Annotated in this window: 15 protein-coding genes; 10 read left to right on the top strand and 5 right to left on the bottom strand. The window is 30.9% G+C overall.

Annotated elements, in window-relative coordinates; translation table 11 throughout:
* Positions 1-4 precede the first annotated feature (4 nt).
* A complete protein-coding gene (abc-f, locus tag J2Z43_RS10450; RefSeq protein WP_209457148.1) occupies positions 5-1,918 on the bottom strand; it encodes a ribosomal protection-like ABC-F family protein in 1,914 nt (637 codons plus the stop codon).
* Positions 1,919-2,050: 132 nt separating this feature from the next.
* Here abc-f and J2Z43_RS10445 point away from each other — a divergent pair, with 132 nt between their 5' ends.
* Positions 2,051-2,680, top strand: coding sequence for a redox-sensing transcriptional repressor Rex (locus J2Z43_RS10445; protein ID WP_027703005.1), 630 nt, complete (start codon positions 2,051-2,053; stop codon positions 2,678-2,680).
* 75 nt (positions 2,681-2,755) lie between these two features.
* On the opposite strand, the gene J2Z43_RS10440 is transcribed toward J2Z43_RS10445, so the two are convergent.
* Positions 2,756-2,926 (bottom strand): DUF362 domain-containing protein, encoded by a 171-nt coding sequence (locus J2Z43_RS10440; protein WP_024620915.1) that lies wholly within the window; start codon positions 2,924-2,926, stop codon positions 2,756-2,758.
* 488 nt (positions 2,927-3,414) lie between these two features.
* On the opposite strand from J2Z43_RS10440, the gene J2Z43_RS10435 reads away from it, so the two are divergent.
* The 7 genes from J2Z43_RS10435 (at position 3,415) to J2Z43_RS10405 (ending at position 11,743) form a co-directional block, all read left to right on the top strand.
* The gene (locus J2Z43_RS10435) at positions 3,415-4,662 is read left to right on the top strand and encodes a Glu/Leu/Phe/Val family dehydrogenase (protein WP_209457147.1); all 1,248 of its coding nucleotides are present in this window, start codon (positions 3,415-3,417) and stop codon (positions 4,660-4,662) included.
* 591 nt (positions 4,663-5,253) lie between these two features.
* On the top strand, positions 5,254-6,414 hold the full coding sequence (locus J2Z43_RS10430; protein WP_234926355.1) for a C40 family peptidase: 1,161 nt from the start codon (positions 5,254-5,256) through the stop codon (positions 6,412-6,414).
* A gap of 270 nt (positions 6,415-6,684) precedes the next feature.
* Positions 6,685-7,605, top strand: a complete 921-nt coding sequence (pyrB, locus tag J2Z43_RS10425) for an aspartate carbamoyltransferase (RefSeq protein WP_209457146.1) — start codon at positions 6,685-6,687, stop codon at positions 7,603-7,605.
* Between the two features lie 10 nt (positions 7,606-7,615).
* On the top strand, positions 7,616-8,308 hold the full coding sequence (locus tag J2Z43_RS10420; RefSeq protein WP_209457145.1) for a dihydroorotate dehydrogenase electron transfer subunit: 693 nt from the start codon (positions 7,616-7,618) through the stop codon (positions 8,306-8,308).
* Entirely contained in the window at positions 8,301-9,203 is a 903-nt protein-coding gene (locus J2Z43_RS10415; protein ID WP_209457144.1) for a dihydroorotate dehydrogenase, read from the top strand. Before J2Z43_RS10420 ends, J2Z43_RS10415 begins: the two co-directional genes overlap by 8 nt.
* Before the next feature lie 52 nt (positions 9,204-9,255).
* The gene (gene pyrE, locus J2Z43_RS10410) at positions 9,256-9,834 is read left to right on the top strand and encodes an orotate phosphoribosyltransferase (RefSeq protein WP_209457143.1); all 579 of its coding nucleotides are present in this window, start codon (positions 9,256-9,258) and stop codon (positions 9,832-9,834) included.
* Positions 9,835-10,363: 529 nt separating this feature from the next.
* Positions 10,364-11,743, top strand: coding sequence for a cell wall-binding repeat-containing protein (locus J2Z43_RS10405; protein WP_209457142.1), 1,380 nt, complete (start codon positions 10,364-10,366; stop codon positions 11,741-11,743).
* Between the two features lie 189 nt (positions 11,744-11,932).
* On the opposite strand, the gene J2Z43_RS10400 is transcribed toward J2Z43_RS10405, so the two are convergent.
* The 3 genes from J2Z43_RS10400 to J2Z43_RS10390 form a co-directional block, all read right to left on the bottom strand.
* Positions 11,933-12,178, bottom strand: a complete 246-nt coding sequence (locus J2Z43_RS10400; RefSeq protein WP_209457141.1) for a hypothetical protein — start codon at positions 12,176-12,178, stop codon at positions 11,933-11,935.
* 70 nt (positions 12,179-12,248) lie between these two features.
* Positions 12,249-12,947, bottom strand: a complete 699-nt coding sequence (locus tag J2Z43_RS10395; protein ID WP_209457140.1) for a TraX family protein — start codon at positions 12,945-12,947, stop codon at positions 12,249-12,251.
* Positions 12,948-13,311: 364 nt separating this feature from the next.
* A complete protein-coding gene (locus J2Z43_RS10390; RefSeq protein WP_027702995.1) occupies positions 13,312-14,205 on the bottom strand; it encodes a LysR family transcriptional regulator in 894 nt (297 codons plus the stop codon).
* A 210-nt stretch (positions 14,206-14,415) separates the two neighbouring features.
* Between J2Z43_RS10390 and J2Z43_RS10385 the strand changes: the two genes are divergently transcribed.
* Together J2Z43_RS10385 and J2Z43_RS10380 are read left to right on the top strand one after the other, a co-directional pair.
* Positions 14,416-15,459: a YeiH family protein gene (locus J2Z43_RS10385; RefSeq protein WP_209457139.1), complete on the top strand. Its 1,044-nt coding sequence runs from the start codon at positions 14,416-14,418 to the stop codon at positions 15,457-15,459.
* 341 nt (positions 15,460-15,800) lie between these two features.
* On the top strand, positions 15,801-16,676 hold the full coding sequence (locus J2Z43_RS10380; RefSeq protein ID WP_209457138.1) for a DNA-3-methyladenine glycosylase family protein: 876 nt from the start codon (positions 15,801-15,803) through the stop codon (positions 16,674-16,676).
* The last annotated feature ends 20 nt before the right edge of the window (positions 16,677-16,696 follow it).

The raw sequence follows: 16,696 nt of genomic DNA, 5'->3' as shown, positions 1-16,696 counted from the left end.
AATATTATATTAGTTTTTCCCATTTTTCGTACAGAGAAGAAAGCTTTTCTTCATTGTTGTGTTTTTCTTGATTTACATCTTTAGCTTTATCTGGATTAGAGTAGACCTCTTCTTGACAGAGCATCTCATCTAAGTATTCTATTTGTTTTTCTAAGTTCTCGATTTCTTTTTCTATATTCTGTCTTTCAATTCTCGATCTCTTCTCAATTTCTCTTTGCTCTCTCTGTTTTCTTTTTTCATCTTTTATTTGAGTTTTAGTTTTTTCAGGTTCTTCTTCAACTACACTCATTTCGGACATTTGTCTCTTCTTATCTACATAGTAGTCGTAGTTTCCTAGGTATTCAGTTATTCCTTCTTCATCTAAAACCAGTATTTTACTGGCGATTGTATTTATAAAGTATCTATCGTGAGATATTGTAAATATTGTACCAGTATAACTTGAAAGTGCTTCTTCTAGTACATCTTTTGAGTCTATATCCAAGTGATTGGTAGGCTCATCTAAAAGAAGTAAGTTGGCATTTGATAGTATCATCTTTAGTATTGCGACACGAGATCTTTCGCCACCACTCAATGTAGAAATTTTTTTAAAAACATCTTCATCTTTAAATAGGAAAGCACCTAACATACTTCTTATAGAGGTTTGGGTTAAGTGAGTGTTGTTTTCCCAAATCTCATCTATTATAGTATTATTTAAATTTAGAGTTTTTTGCTCTTGATGGAAGTATGCAACGTGTACATTGGTTCCGAATTTAACTGAACCCGACAATGGTTTTAGTTCGTTGTCTATTATCTTAAATAGAGTAGATTTTCCAATACCATTCGCACCTATAAGAGCGATTTTTTCTCCGCGATATACATCTAAATTAAGATCTTTAAATAAAACTCTTTCTCCATAACCCATAGATATATCTCTTAAAGCAAGTACATCGTTTCCACTTTGGACAGATGGAGAAAATCTGATACGAGCTTTTTCTCTTTCAGCATCAGGTTTGTCGAGCAAATCGACTTTATCAAGAGCCTTTTCTTTACTTCTAGCTCTTTTTAAGTGTTTTTCTCTACCGTAAGCCTTAAGTCTATCTATTGACTCCTCTTGCTTTTTAATTTCTTTTTGTTGATCATCGTATTTCTTTTGTTCTATTTCTTTCTCTGTCTTTGAAGCTACAATAAAGTCGGAGTAGTTTCCGTTGTAAAGCTTAAGCTTCTTATTATTCAGCTCAAATATCCTGTTAACTGTTTGATCTAAGAAATATCTATCGTGCGATATTGTCAAAACAGTTCCTTTATACTGCCTTAAAAATAATTCTAACCACTCTATAGCATCTGCATCTAAATGGTTAGTAGGTTCATCTAGTAGCAGTAGTGTAGGTTTATTTAGTAGCAATTTACTTAAAAGAACCCTAGTTTTCTCGCCACCTGAAAGTACATTGATCTGTTTGTCAAAGTCAATATCGTTAAATCCTAAACCTTTAAGGACCCCTTTTGCTTCAGATTTATATCCATATCCATTTAAATCAGAAAATAGCTCAAGCTTGTGCGAGTATTCATCCATTAATTTTTCTAAAATAGTAGAGCTAGATTTTACACTTTCTTCGGCTATTCTATTTTCTAAATTTCTAAGTTCTTTTTCCATATTTATCAAATCATTAAAAACTTCTAAGACTTCTTCTAATATAGTATTGTTTGAGTTAAAATTAGTATTTTGTTCTAAATAACCAATTTCACAATCTTTAGAGGTATAAATATGGCCAGTATCGTACTCATAAATGCCAGCGATTATCTTAAATAATGTAGTTTTTCCAGTACCGTTGACTCCAACAACACCGACTTTGTCCCCTTCATTTACTGTAAAATCTACATTTTTAAATATTGACTCTATGCCAAAATTTTTGCTAAGATTGTTACATGATAAAACAATCATAAAATTTCCACCTCCTTGAACTATCTAAAATTATAATATTTTGATATAATATAATCAAGCTTATATATATTAGTTTTGATCAATGAAACGATTTAAATAAAGAAATAGAAATTTGTAAGAAGGAGTGATTGTGTGACTAACAAAAATATATCAATGGCAGTTATACGAAGATTACCTAAGTACCATAGATATCTTGGTGACTTATTGGATAGAGATATACAGAGAATATCTTCAAAGGAATTGAGTGATATCATAGGGTTTACTGCGTCACAAATAAGACAAGACTTAAATAATTTTGGGGGATTTGGCCAACAGGGTTATGGATACAATGTTGAAGCTCTATACACTGAGATTGGCAAGATACTAGGTTTAGATAATAAGTACAATGCGATACTTATTGGGGCAGGTAATTTAGGACAAGCAATAGCAAATTATTCGGGATTTAGAAATGCAGGTTTTGAGATAAAAGCACTTTTCGATGCAAATCCAAGAATAATAGGGCTTAAGATTAGAGAATTCGATGTTTTAGATCCAGATATTATTGAAGACTTTATTAAAGAGAACAATATAGATATAGCAGTCATGTGTATACCTAAAAACGGTGCACAAGAGGTTATAGATAGAGTAATTAGAGCGGGAATTAAGGGAGTTTGGAATTTTGCACCTATAGATTTGGAAGTTCCAGAAGGTGTTATAGTAGAGAATGTTAACTTAACAGAGAGTTTGTTTACACTTTCATACCTTATGAAGGAAGAAAACTAATATAATTAAAAAGACTAATTTCTATAATAAAAAAAGACTGATTTGGGATTTTCCTAAATCAGTCTTTTTAATAAACTATTCTCCTTGAGGAGCGTCAACTGGACATACGCCAGCGCAAGATCCACAATCTATACAAGTATCTGCGTCTATTACGTATTTATCATCTCCTGCTGATATACAGCTAACTGGACATTCAGCCTCACATGCTCCACAGCTTATACAAGCGTCAGTAATTTTATATGCCATCTTGAAATCCTCCTTGATATGTATATTTTATATTCAATAGTATTATAACAAATATCTTTCGATATAACAATCATATTTATTTTAAATTTAATTGTAAAAAGAAGTTTACTATTTACGAATATTTGGAAAATTTTAACTAAAATTTTTAAAACTTCTTAAAGCTATTTATTTGTAGAATATGCTTATATTATGTAGTATTCAATAGAATAAAAAGCACTGGATTTAAGTGTTTTGGAGCCTATTTAAGGTGGTTTTTATTCATTATATGCAATGGGTAAAAATAATAAATCTATTTAAAGAAAAAACAAAATATTCAGAAAAGGTTTAATAATAAAAATAAATAATGAATTAAAGTTAAAAAATAAACTTGAAATTTGATATACTAATATTGGGAAAAGTATGCTATAATCTAAGTGTGAACTCGGGAAATGGTTTTTCTGAGTATGGCGAGTACATATAACAATAATATATTTAAGGGGGCTTTCAAAATGTCAGTAAAAGATTTAAACGTTTTTGAAATGGCACAATCTCAAGTTAAAAATGCATGTGATAAATTAGGACTTGAGCCAGAAATCTACGAAACACTAAAAAATCCTATGAGAGTATTAGAAGTAAATTTCCCAGTTAAAATGGATGATGGAAGAGTAGAGACAATTACTGGATACAGATCTCAACATAATAACGCTTGTGGACCATATAAAGGTGGAGTAAGATTCCATCCAGCTGTTGATTTAGATGAGGTGAAAGCGTTATCAATATGGATGACATTTAAATGTGGAGTAGTAGGAATACCTTATGGTGGAGGTAAAGGTGGTATAACTTTAGATCCATCTAAATATTCTGATGCAGAATTAGAGAGAATAGCAAGAGGATATACTGCAGCGATAGCTCCAGTTATAGGAGAAAAAATAGATATACCAGCTCCAGATGTTAATACTAACGGTAAAATAATGGCTTGGATGGTTGACGAGTTCGCTAAAGTTACAGGAGAATTCCAACCAGGAGTATTCACTGGTAAGCCAGTAGAATTCTACGGATCATTAGCTAGAACTGAAGCTACAGGTTTCGGTGTTGCTAAGATGGCATTATTAGCTGCTGATAAATTAGGAATAGATTTACATAACGTAACTGTTGGTCTTCAAGGATGCGGTAACGTTGGTAGTTATGCAGGTAAATATATAGAAGAGTTTGGTGCTAAAGTAATAGCAGTAGAAGACCACACTGGTAATATCTACAATGCTGATGGTATAGACATGAAAGCTTTATTAGCTTACAATGCTGAACACAAATGTATAAAAGGATTCCCAGGTGCTGAAGCTTCTGATATAAGAGTTTTAGAGAGAGAAGTTGACATATTAATGCCATGTGCTCTTGAAAAACAATTAAACGAAGAAACAGCTCCAAAAGTAAAAGCTAAATTAGTTTGTGAAGGTGCTAATGGACCAACAACTCCAGAAGCTGATAAATTCTTCTTCGATAACGGAGTAACTTTAGTTCCAGATATACTAGCTAATGCTGGTGGTGTTACAGTTTCTTACTTCGAGTGGGTACAAAACTTACAAAGATACAACTGGACATTTGAAGAAGTTCAAGAGAAGCAAGTTGCTTCAATGACTAAAGCTTTCAACGCTATATGGGACTTAAAAGAAGAGTTTGGTGTTGATATGAGAACTGCTGCATTCATGATGTCAATCAAGAGAGTTGCAGATGCTATGAAATTAAGAGGATGGGTTTAAGATTTAGTTCGTTAAATTAAATATCCTTATATATAATAAAAGGCGAGTTATTTTAACTCGTCTTTTTTGTGTCTACTATTGTGTTATTTACGTATAAACATATTTATTACAATGCTTAAGTATATTTATACTAATATTTAAAATCTTATTATCTTTTAGATTATTATTCTTTAAATGAGTAGATTTTATAAGTCTAATTTTATGAAAAATATATTGGTATATTATGGAAAAATTTAACGGCTTATTAATTGATAAAACAAAAAAATACACAATTCCATTGTGTATTTGTTGGGCTCTTATATCTAAAATATTTAAGCATAGCTTTACTTTTATATACCCATAAGATATAATAAAATAGATGATGTATATTTAGAAATTGAGCTATCTGAATAATTAATTGGGCGAATTAATTATTCTATACTACTATACAAGATTAATAATAACAATATTACATAATATAAGGATACTATAAATATTGAAACTTTTGATTACAAAATAGTTACAATTAAATTAGTATCCATTATCTTGGACAAGCTCTTAAATGTACTCATGAAAAAGACATTTACATATGTCAATTTTAGGAGGAATATAATGAGGAAGAAAATTTTTGCACCAGTCTTTGCTACAGCAGTAGCTTTATCGGCAAGTATAGTTTCTTATGCAAATCCTGCAGATTATTCACAACAAAATCAAGACGTAGAAAAGATAGATATGACAGAAACACAAGAATACCAGGATGTAAGATTTAAAACTGCAGTGGTTAAAGATGGAGTAGCAGTAAACGTAAGAAATGAGCAAGTAGACGGACAAGTACAAAATGTTGCCTATTCTGGTGATAGCTTTAAGGTTCTAGGTAAGCAGGGAGAATGGCTTAAGGTAGAAAATGGATCACTAGAAGGTTGGATGTCAGCTAAATATTTAGACCTAAAGGAATGTGACGGATATGTTGATGCTAGCAAACTAAACTTTAGATCGGAAGAAGGAACTGATTCTGAAGTCTTTGAGGTGTTAGACTATGGAACTGCGATTACAGTTTTAGAGGACAATGGAGAATGGTTAAAAGTTAAACATAACGAGCAAGAAGGTTATGTATACTCAAAATATGTAACTGATAAATCTCCAATAGTTGATGAATACAATGCTGGAGTTGATTCTACACAAAAGACTGTACCTGAGTTACAAAACAAAGGAACAGAAGAGAACGGATCTGCTCAAGTAAAAGGTACTGAATCAAATGGAACAGAAGAAAATGTAACTGAATCAAGTGATGCGGACACTAACACAAATTCAGAAAATAATGAATCAGCAAATAATGGATCTAAATCATCAGAGGAAGAATCTAGCAATTCATCTTCAGATGTCCCAGCAGCTAGTTCATCATCAGTGCAATCAGTTCTTAACCTAGCGTACTCAAAACAAGGGCTTCCATATGTATGGGGAGCAGAAGGACCTAATAGTTTTGACTGTTCTGGATTTACTAAGTATGTGTTCAATAACTCTGCAGGAGTATCTATTCCAAGAACTTCAAAGGAGCAAGCTAAATTTGGACAAACTGTTAGCAAATCAAACTTACAGCCAGGGGATATGGTATTCTTTACTACAGATGGCTCTGGGCAAGTAAGCCATGTTGGTATATATGTTGGTGGAGGTAGTATGATACATGCGCCATCTTCAGGTAAGAATATTAAAGTGACAAGTATTGAGTCAGATTACTACACTCAAAGATTTGTGACAGCTAAGAGAGTTTTATAAAAGTGATAAGTTCATCTGTTTAATAGATGGAAATATCAACCATATATAGTTTGAATAAGTAAATAATTTAAATAGTAAATAATTTAATATATAATATAGTAGTGTATAACACCCCAAAGATAAACGAAGATATTTTGGGGTGTTTTTTATTTATCAAACCCTCGACCTATATTGACATTATCTTAAATAAATGATAAGCTACTAGCAGTATAAAAAAGTACAAAAATAACTTTTAATTTTAGTCCAGAGAGGCTAAAAAAGGAGGAAAATATGAAATCAAGAAACTTGATCCAACCAGAAGATTTTTCTATAGAGGAGATTAATCAATTATTAGAGTTAGCTCAAAAAATAATTGATAACCCATCAAAATATTCACTTGCATGTGAAGGGAAATTGCTCGCAACACTATTTTTCGAGCCATCTACAAGAACAAGACTTAGTTTTGAGTCAGCTATGTTTAGATTAGGCGGAAAAGTTGTGGGATTCTCAGATTCTAATTCATCATCTACTACAAAAGGTGAGTCGCTTGAAGACACTGTTAGAACAGTTTCAAACTATGTTGATCTAATTGCGATCAGACATCCTAAAGAGGGAGGGGCTTCAATTGCCTCAGACTACTCTGAAGCACCTGTTATAAACGCAGGAGACGGAGGAAATCAACATCCTACACAAACCCTAGCAGATTTGCTTACAATAAAATCATTAAAAGGAAGCTTAGATAACCACACAGTAGGACTTTGTGGAGATTTAAAATACGGAAGAACAGTACATTCTCTTGTAAAGACGCTATCTAAGTACAAAAATATAAAATTTATATTCATATCACCAGATGAGTTAAAGATGCCTGAGTATGTTAAAGATGCATTAGATGATTCATCCTACATTGAAACAGACAATTTAGAGAATGTGATGGGCGATTTAGATATACTTTATATGACAAGAGTTCAATCTGAGAGATTTAGCGATATGGACGAGTATGAAAGACTTAAAGGTTGTTACCATCTTAATAAAGAAAAACTTAAAGCAGCTAAAGATGACATGCTTATTATGCACCCACTTCCAAGAAATGGAGAGCTAGATGCAGATGTAGACTCAGATAAGAGGGCAGTGTATTTCAAGCAAACAAAATTTGGAATGTATGCGAGAATGGCTTTAATAATGATGCTTTTAGATGATGAGATCAATGAATAGGAGAAATTCAATGTATAAAATTATAGAAAATAAATATATCGGCGATGATATGTATAAAATTAAAGTTGAAGGAGACTTCAAAGGAGAGATGGGTCAGTTCTATATGCTTAGAGCATGGGATATGTACCCGCTTTTATCGAGACCAATAAGCATATTTGATATCGATTCTGAAGGAATAACTTTTATATACAAGGTTGTTGGAGAAGGAACTAAAATAATAAGTGATTTAAAGAAGGATGATGATATTAAACTAGAAGGTCCTTATGGAAATGGATATACAAAAGTAGAAGGAAAAGTTGCTTTAGTAGGTGGAGGAATAGGAATAGCACCACTTCACTTAGTAGCTAAAAATATAGATAACTGCGATGCTTACCTTGGATTTAGAAATGAAGTAATACTTGAAGATGAATACAAGGCAGTTTGTAAAAATGTTTATACAACAACGGGAAGTACATTTGTAACTGACATAATAGATGTAAACGAGTACGACTATATACTAACATGTGGGCCAACACCAATGATGGAGAAATTAGTAGGTATGGTTAAAGGTGCAGATACTAAGATTATGGTATCTTTAGAAAATCATATGGCGTGTGGGGTAGGGGCTTGTCTAGTTTGTACATGTAAAACCAAAGAAGGAAATAAAAAGACATGTAAAGATGGCCCAGTATTTTGGGGAGAGGACGTGGTATTCAATGGCTAATTTAAATGTAAAGTTTGGGGATATCAACTTCAAAAACCCAGTAATAATGGCGTCTGGAACATTTGGATTTGGAAGAGAGTATGGGGAAATCTACAATATAGATAAATTAGGTGGAATAAGTAGTAAAGGACTGACACTTAATAAAAAAGATGGAAACAGCGGTATGAGAGTTTGGGAAACGCCTTCAGGAATGATGAACAGTGTTGGTCTAGAAAATCCTGGTGTTAAAGGATTTATAGAAAAAGAACTTCCTAATTTCAGTAAATTAGATTTAGTTAGAATAGCGAACTTAGGTGGAGGAACACTTGGCGAATACTTAGAAGGCGTTAAGTTATTAAATGATCAATCTATAGATATTATTGAATTAAATATTTCATGCCCAAATGTAAAAGCAGGTGGGATGGCCTTTGGTATAAAAAATGAAGTAGCTAGAGAAGTGGTTAGAGAAGTAAGAAATATCACTAAATTACCATTAATCATAAAATTATCACCAAATGCAAAAGATATAGTAGGAATGGCAAAAGTGTGTGAAGAAGAGGGAGCTGACGGAATATCCCTAGTAAATACATTTAAAGCTATGGCAATAGATATTAAGACAAGAAAACCTGTATTTGAAAATGTATATGCAGGTCTATCTGGGCCAGCAATTAAGCCGATAGCGCTTAGAATGGTTCACGAAGTATGTAAAACTGTAGACATACCAGTAATGGGAATGGGTGGAATAACTAAAGCAACAGATGCTATAGAATTTATTATGGCAGGGGCTACCTGTATACAAGTAGGAACTGCAAACTTTATAGATCCTAAGATAGGATTAGATATAATAGAAGGAATAAATAAATTCATGGATAGTGAAGGAATTAAGAACTTAGACGAAATAAGAGGAATACTTTAGTAAAAAATAACTGAAATTTTATAAATATTAGGTATACGAATAGGAGATAATTATGAAAAATTTAGATATAGTAGAAATATTAAAAGATAGCGGTGCATTATTAGAAGGGCATTTTCTTCTTTCATCAGGAAAGCACAGTAATAGATATATACAATGTGCTAAAGTATTAAGATTTCCAGATAGAGCAGCTAAAGTTTTAGCGCCTGTAGTCGACCAAATAAAAGATTTAGATATAGACATAGTAGTAGGGCCTGCTATGGGTGGAGTAGTAGTTTCTTATGAGTTAGGTAGACAATTAGGTAAAGAAGCAATATTTACTGAAAGAAAAGACAATGTAATGGAACTTAGAAGAGGATTTGAAATAAAAAAAGGAGCTAAGATCATAATAGCTGAAGATGTTGTTACAACAGGAAAATCTACTTTAGAAACTAAGAAAGTTTTAGAGGAGCTTGGTGGAGAAGTTATAGGAGTTGCTTGTATAGCCAACAGAACTAGCGGAGATATCGGAATACCAATATACAGTGCTATAAAGCTTGATATTCAAGTTTATGATGTCAATGAATGTCCGCTTTGTAAAGAAGGAAAGATAGACGTAATAAAGCCAGGTAGTAGAGAGTTTGCTACAAAATAAAAGGTAAGTTTAATAACATCTATTTTGACGAAACAATCAGGAGAATAATTTACTATCTTTTAAAATAGTATTGACAAAACGACACTAGTTTCGAATGATTTAGTTAAAATAAAAAATAGCCAGTGAAATTTAAATTTAAATTTCACTGGCTATTTAAATTTAAAAGATTTATTAGATAAATTATAATTCTCTTCTAAATATTGCAGACATTTAGATTACTTTCCATATTATTTTCCTTCTATTCTCTGTTTATTAATTTAATTTAAATTATATTTTGATTGCTGCTATTTACAAATATAGTGTACTAAATAATTTGTTGTGTTTTTAAAACGTAACGAGTTTTTGGTAATGGCCATAAACGCTAAAACATAACTATTACTTTTCGTTAATTCATAATGAATGCAAAAATCTTTATTAATTTTAAAAAGTTACAACTTGTAACTTTTTTGATTTAATGATATACTCAAAAAATGTAATTTACCAGAAAATGTAAAATAGTAATAAGTTAGACATAAAAAGGAGATAGTCAATGAATATTATAATTAGACATAAAAAATTTATTTTATCTTTATTAACTATAGTAGCAATATTCTCTTTTAATAATAAAAGTTATGCAGAAGAAAATATAGTTTATGAAAGAATATCAGGGGAAGATAGGTATGAAACATCTAGAGAAATTGCGTTAAATACATATGCAACAGCAGATACTGTAATTTTAGCAAATGGGGGTTCGTATCCAGATTCTATATCTGCTATAGGTTTATCTAAAAAATATGAGGCACCTATCATACTAAATGAAAAAGAATGTTTAAATAGTGGAAATTTATCAGTATTAATAAAATTAAATACAAAAAAAGTAATATTGATAGGAGACGAGACATCTATCAGTTTAGATGTTGAGAATAAACTTATAGCTAACGGGTTAGAAATTGAAAGATTTGCTGGCGACGATCGTTATGATACTTCAGTTATAGTAAATGATTACGTTTATGATAAAGATAGCATAGATGAGTTGATAATTGTAAGTGGAGAGAACTTCGCTGATTCAATCAGTATATCTTCGTATGCGCATAATAAAAATATTCCTCTATTTATCACACCAAAAGATGCCGATTCAGACTTAATAGATAAGATTAAAAGCTTCAATCCGAATAAAGTCTATGTAGCCGGTGGAGAAAATGTAGTAGGTAGCTGGGTAGAAAAGAATTTCGCTAATACTGAAAGAGTAGCGGGTGAAGATAGATATGATACATCTAAAAAAATACATAATAAATTCTTCGATAATACAGAAGTAGTATACACTACTAAAGGAGACAGTTTCCCAGATTCTATAACTGGTATACCTTTAGCTTCAAACAACGATACTAATATAGTACTATCTAAAAATAATGCAAAAGAGCTTACATATGTAGAAGCAGAGAAAATTGTTATATTAGGTGAGAGACTTTCGATTGATCCAGTTATTAAATTTAATGGCTGGAAAGGGGACAGGTATTACAAAGAAGATATTGCTGTAAAAGGATGGCAAGATATAGATGGAAAAAGTTATTTTTTCGATAATAACTCTAATCTTGTAAAGAAACATACATATATGGATGGCAAATGGTACTTATTTAAATCAAATGGAGAATTTATGGGAAAAGGTAAAAAATATACTTCTAATGCTTCAGCATACTCCGGACATAGAGTAACTGCAAGTGGAGAAAAGCCAAATTGGGGTACAATAGCTACGGATCCTAATGTGATCCCTATGTACTCTAAGGTATATATACCGTACTTTGATAAGACATTCAGAGCTAATGATACAGGTGGAGCGATCAAAGGTACAAAAGTTGATGTATTTATGAATTCAAATAAAGAGGCAAGACAATTTGGTAGAAGAAATATTGATATATTCGTGTTAGAGTAGATACGATACATAATAACTAATATTATTTAAGACTTTATATAAACCCCAAAATTGGTATACAATAAAAATATACTGGTTTTGGGGTTTTAACTATGAATAAATAAAATATTGTATTGTAAAATGATACTAAATAGGATTTTAAGGGTGATAAGCCAAAAGAGTTTCCTCGACTTCAACAAGTTCGATAGTTTATGGAACTGCACCAGCAAGTATTGCCTGCTGAGTTGCCTTTTCTTTAGCATCTTTTAAGCTGTCATCTCTACTTTGTTTTGTGTAGATGTATATTTGCTCGTATTGACCACTTATTTGCGATATGGAAGCTCCTATTGCATTTGCTACTTGGGCAAGTTTATTTTTTATAGTTTGTTCACCTGACAAGACCTCCACATTTCTTATTGAAGGTAATTTTAATAAAACATTAACTCTTATGCCCATTTTTTTACCTCAATTTTAATTAATATATATTATATATCATAATAGGAGAAAAAAATTCCAGATAATTGAATTATATGATGGTCGAAGCCATCATAATTATAACTAAATGTAATGGATAAAAAATATAAAACATCCACTTAGTAAAATTATTTTTTAATCCTAGTTTCCCGTTGTACATAAGAATAGGTATTATTGCAAAGATCATCATCCACTGGTAATCATATAAGAATAATTGCTCATAGGCATCTTTTGTAGAAAGTGCTGGGAAAATTGGAAAAATGCTTAATAAGATATAACATAGAGCCAGTAGTATTTTATAATCTCTACAGAAGTAAAAAGTAAGTGTCATTATTAAACCGTAAATTGATGCTTCTGTAAAAAGGTATATCGATGAGCAGCCTATTAAAGCAATCGCAGAAAATACAGCAATTTTGTTGCTTTTTCCAAAACGAATTGTGTCTATTAACATCATTATAATTATAGATAGAGTAAGCGATAAAAATATATTATTATTAATATTTATCACCTTATCTATGACTATCATCAACAGCCCAAAAGAAGCTAACCTAGTCAGATATTTAAGTCTATTGCTTGTGTGAAAATAGCCTTCAACAATTAAATAGAAGAATATTGGAGCTGCTAACTTTCCTAGATACCCGAACCATATCGGGATATTTAAGCTGCTTTGTCCAATATAAGTATATATATGATCTAGTAGCATTGTTATTATCGCTATTATTTTTAAAGTAAATGAATCGAATTTTTTCATTATAACCCCCTAATATAAGTTGAAATTTTAGTCCGTTTGGTAAAAATCGCTTCCATAATAAATTTATAAAAGGAATTAAATTTATTTTGATTATTCAAATTTTATATTATTTATAAACTTGATTCAATCGATGTCTATAACAATAAACTAACAGAATTGTTATGTTCAGTTTTGATTTATAAGTTGACTTGATATAAGAAGGTAAATTAAAGATTTTATACTAGAATATTGGAAGCAGTGCGGCATCTTATATACCAGACTTTTGGGTGAAGGGAATATGGAAAAAGTTAAAGCAAAGTATTGTGAATTTGTAATCATTAAATAGAGGTTTTGAAAATAATCAAAACCCCTATCTTTCTTAGCATTAATTATTAAATTTACTGCAGTAATTGCATAGTTCACTTAAAAACACATCGACAGACTTAGATAATGTTGTATTTTTTGGAATTATATATGACAGATGTCTGTTGAAGTTTTCATCTAATTCTATTGTAGAAAGTGTCTTGTTTTTTACATCTGATTTAGTAACTAAATTAGATATGATCGTTATTCCAAGACCATTTTTGACAGCTTCTTTTACCGCGTAATTGCTGCCGAGTATTATTATGTTTTTAGGTACTATTTCATTGCTGTTTAAAAACATATTTAAGTATTCTCTTGTGCCAGATCCATTTTCTCTTGCAACCCATATCTTATTTTGAAGGCTATCAAATGAAAAATTTTCTGAAGATAAATTTCTATCATATGGCATTGCCAAAATCATCTTATCCATTAAAAAATATTTTTGTATAAAGTGTGATGAAGAAGTTGTACCTTCTACAAGTCCTACATCGTAGTTTAGATTTTTTATATGAGAAGATACTTGAGATGTATTTTGAATAAAAATTTCTATATCTATATCGGGGTAAGATTTGGTAAAATTAGTGAGAAATTTAGGAAGTATATGCTCGCCAATGGTAAAACTAGCCCCAACTTTAACATGCCCAATTACCGAGTCTGAAACATCTTTCATTTCATGGTCAACTTTATCGAGTAGATTTAAGATTTCTTTGGATCTATTGTAAAGTATATATCCACTTTCGGTAATATATATAGTCTTTTGCTTTATAGATCTATCAATAAGAGTGACTCCAAATCTGTTTTCAAGGTTTTTAATATGTGTACTAACACTTGGCTGAGAAAGTTTTAGATTTTCACCTGCCTTTGTAAAATTTTTACATTCAACGACAGCTATAAGTGTTTTTAATTCCTCTAACATTGCATTCATCTCCGAGTTTTATTTAAATTATATTTTTGCTTCTTAAATTAATTATACTATATATCAATTCCAATAACTTAATAATAGATAAAACTTAACACTTCTAATAATGATTAAAATATATAATGGTTACTATAAGATATATTTATTTTACTTATGATTATACAAATAATATACTATAAATATAATCAATAAGAGAGGACGTAATTTATGACTAAAATAACAGTAGAATCGTCGATAAAATATATAAAAGATATCATTCCGGGGTTAATAGTGTCGGTGGGAGTTGCCTTTTTGAGTATACTATTATCTAAATTATTTCCACAAATAGGAGCAGCATCAATTGCAATATTTTTGGGGATGTTTGTAGGTAATTTATTCTTAGGTCAGCAGATATTTCAAAAAGGGTATAAATTTTCTGAGTCAAACTTACTTGCTTTTTCAATAGTTTTGTTAGGTGGAACACTTAGTATAAAATCTTTGCTAGGACTTGGTATATCTGGGATATCATTTATAGTAATACAGATGTCCATTACGATAATTTCAGCTATGTTTATAGGAAAAAAGCTTGGTTTTGGAGAAAATTTTAGATATCTGATGGCAAGTGGTAACGCAGTGTGTGGTTCATCGGCTATTGCATCAACTGCACCAGTTATAAACGCAAGCGATAAAGATAAAGGAATAGCGATAACAATTGTTAATGTAACGGGAATTTTTCTGATGTTTATATTGCCTATCTTATCTAAATTTCTGTACAATCAGGAAGTCCTTAGAACATCTGCGCTAATAGGTGGAACTCTTCAATCTATAGGGCAAGTTGTAGCAAGTGGAGCTATTGTTGGAGAAGAAGTAAAAGATCTAGCTACAATATTTAAAATTATGAGAGTAATAATGCTAGTGGTTGTAGTTTTACTATTTGGATATCTAAAAAATAGGTCAGATCAGGAAGCGTCAAGTGATAATGGAGATATTAAAGGAACGAATAAATCAAAAACTAGGGCAAAAGTCCCTTGGTATGTATTTGGATTTTTTATAATGTGTGCATTGTTCTCCTTAAATGTTATTCCAGAAAGTATGTCACTTGGATTTAAGGCAATAAGCAATAAATTTGAAATAACAGCCTTAGCAGCAATCGGTTTAAAAGTAAACGTAGTGGATCTAGTAAAGCAGGGGAAAGAAGTATCAATGTACGGGTTAGGCGTTGGAACAATTCAAGTTATTTCGGCGATACTTCTAATAGGTATATTATTTTAGCCTAAATAACGATTAATATAGTAAATTAGTTAAATAATAGCTAGACTAGACTTAGATAAAGTACTAAATAACAGATTAAATTAACCTACATTATAAGTTGATAAGATAAATTTATAGGTGCGAATAGCAGTATAGCAAAAATCACTAAGTGATGCTATAAGTATACAAAATACTGCATTTGCGCTTTTTTTATTCTATAATAAAGTTTTATCTACTTACAAATCGATACAATTGAAGACAGTATTTTTAAAATAGCATTATATGTGTTAAAATAGTAAAAACATGTGTATATACTAAAATAGATAAAATAATTACTAATGCTTACAAAGGGGGAACATATAATGAAAACTTTTGAAAAAAATAACTCTGTTATAGTAGAAGGATTAACAGATTTTGATGCCAAGCATATATTTGAATGTGGTCAGTGCTTTAGATGGAAGCTACAAGAGGATGGTTCGTATACTGGAGTTGTAAAAGGAAAAATACTAAATGTGAAAAGTGAAGAAGGAAAAGCAATATTTAACAATACAAATTTAGAAGATTTTAATAATATTTGGTATGATTACTTCGATTTAGGAACAGATTATACAGAGATAAAGAATACTTTAAAAAATATGGATGAGTACTTAGACAAGGCATCTGACTTTGGATGGGGAATAAGAATATTAAGACAAGACGGATGGGAGATGCTTGTATCCTTTATAATTTCGTCAAATAACAGAATTCCGATGATACAAAGAGCGATAGAGAATTTATCTGAGAAATTTGGAAAATATATAGGAGAGTACGAAGGGCAAAAATATTACGCTTTTCCTACTCCAGAGGAACTAAATAAAGCGACAAAAGAAGAAATAAGAGCATGCTCAACTGGATTTAGAGATAAATACATAAAGAGTACAGCAGAATTGGTATTTTTAAATGAAGACAATGTAAGTGGATACTTTGAGTTAGATACAGAAAACTGTAGAAAAGAACTTTTGAAATTTAATGGAGTTGGTCCAAAAGTTTGTGATTGCATCGCGCTATTTGGAATGCAAAAATACGATACTTTCCCTGTAGATGTATGGGTTAAGAGAGTTATGCAAGAATTTTACCTAGAAGAGGATCTTAGTTTGCCTAAAATAAGAGCATACTCTATGGATAAATTTGGTTCTTTAGCGGGATTTGCACAACAATATTTATTCTATTATGCAAGAGAGCTTGGTATTGGCAAATAAACAAAACTAAGGAGTAATAT

Source organism: Metaclostridioides mangenotii, from assembly GCF_017873185.1.
GTDB lineage: Bacteria > Bacillota > Clostridia > Peptostreptococcales > Peptostreptococcaceae > Metaclostridioides > Metaclostridioides mangenotii.
This window is presented reverse-complemented; position numbering and strand designations above follow the sequence as displayed.

What these genes read in the sequence shown, in the direction of transcription:
- J2Z43_RS10415 (WP_209457144.1), top strand. Translation starts at nt 8,301, where the DNA reads ATGGCTAATTTAAATGTAAAGTTTGGGGATATCAACTTCAAAAACCCA.
- J2Z43_RS10385 (WP_209457139.1), top strand. Translation starts at nt 14,416, where the DNA reads ATGACTAAAATAACAGTAGAATCGTCGATAAAATATATAAAAGATATC.
- J2Z43_RS10405 (WP_209457142.1), top strand. Translation starts at nt 10,364, where the DNA reads ATGAATATTATAATTAGACATAAAAAATTTATTTTATCTTTATTAACT.
- J2Z43_RS10400 (WP_209457141.1), bottom strand. Translation starts at nt 12,178, where the DNA reads ATGGGCATAAGAGTTAATGTTTTATTAAAATTACCTTCAATAAGAAAT.
- J2Z43_RS10435 (WP_209457147.1), top strand. Translation starts at nt 3,415, where the DNA reads ATGTCAGTAAAAGATTTAAACGTTTTTGAAATGGCACAATCTCAAGTT.
- abc-f (WP_209457148.1), bottom strand. Translation starts at nt 1,918, where the DNA reads ATGATTGTTTTATCATGTAACAATCTTAGCAAAAATTTTGGCATAGAG.
- J2Z43_RS10420 (WP_209457145.1), top strand. Translation starts at nt 7,616, where the DNA reads ATGTATAAAATTATAGAAAATAAATATATCGGCGATGATATGTATAAA.
- J2Z43_RS10390 (WP_027702995.1), bottom strand. Translation starts at nt 14,205, where the DNA reads ATGTTAGAGGAATTAAAAACACTTATAGCTGTCGTTGAATGTAAAAAT.
- J2Z43_RS10380 (WP_209457138.1), top strand. Translation starts at nt 15,801, where the DNA reads ATGAAAACTTTTGAAAAAAATAACTCTGTTATAGTAGAAGGATTAACA.
- pyrE (WP_209457143.1), top strand. Translation starts at nt 9,256, where the DNA reads ATGAAAAATTTAGATATAGTAGAAATATTAAAAGATAGCGGTGCATTA.
- J2Z43_RS10440 (WP_024620915.1), bottom strand. Translation starts at nt 2,926, where the DNA reads ATGGCATATAAAATTACTGACGCTTGTATAAGCTGTGGAGCATGTGAG.
- J2Z43_RS10430 (WP_234926355.1), top strand. Translation starts at nt 5,254, where the DNA reads ATGAGGAAGAAAATTTTTGCACCAGTCTTTGCTACAGCAGTAGCTTTA.
- J2Z43_RS10395 (WP_209457140.1), bottom strand. Translation starts at nt 12,947, where the DNA reads ATGAAAAAATTCGATTCATTTACTTTAAAAATAATAGCGATAATAACA.
- pyrB (WP_209457146.1), top strand. Translation starts at nt 6,685, where the DNA reads ATGAAATCAAGAAACTTGATCCAACCAGAAGATTTTTCTATAGAGGAG.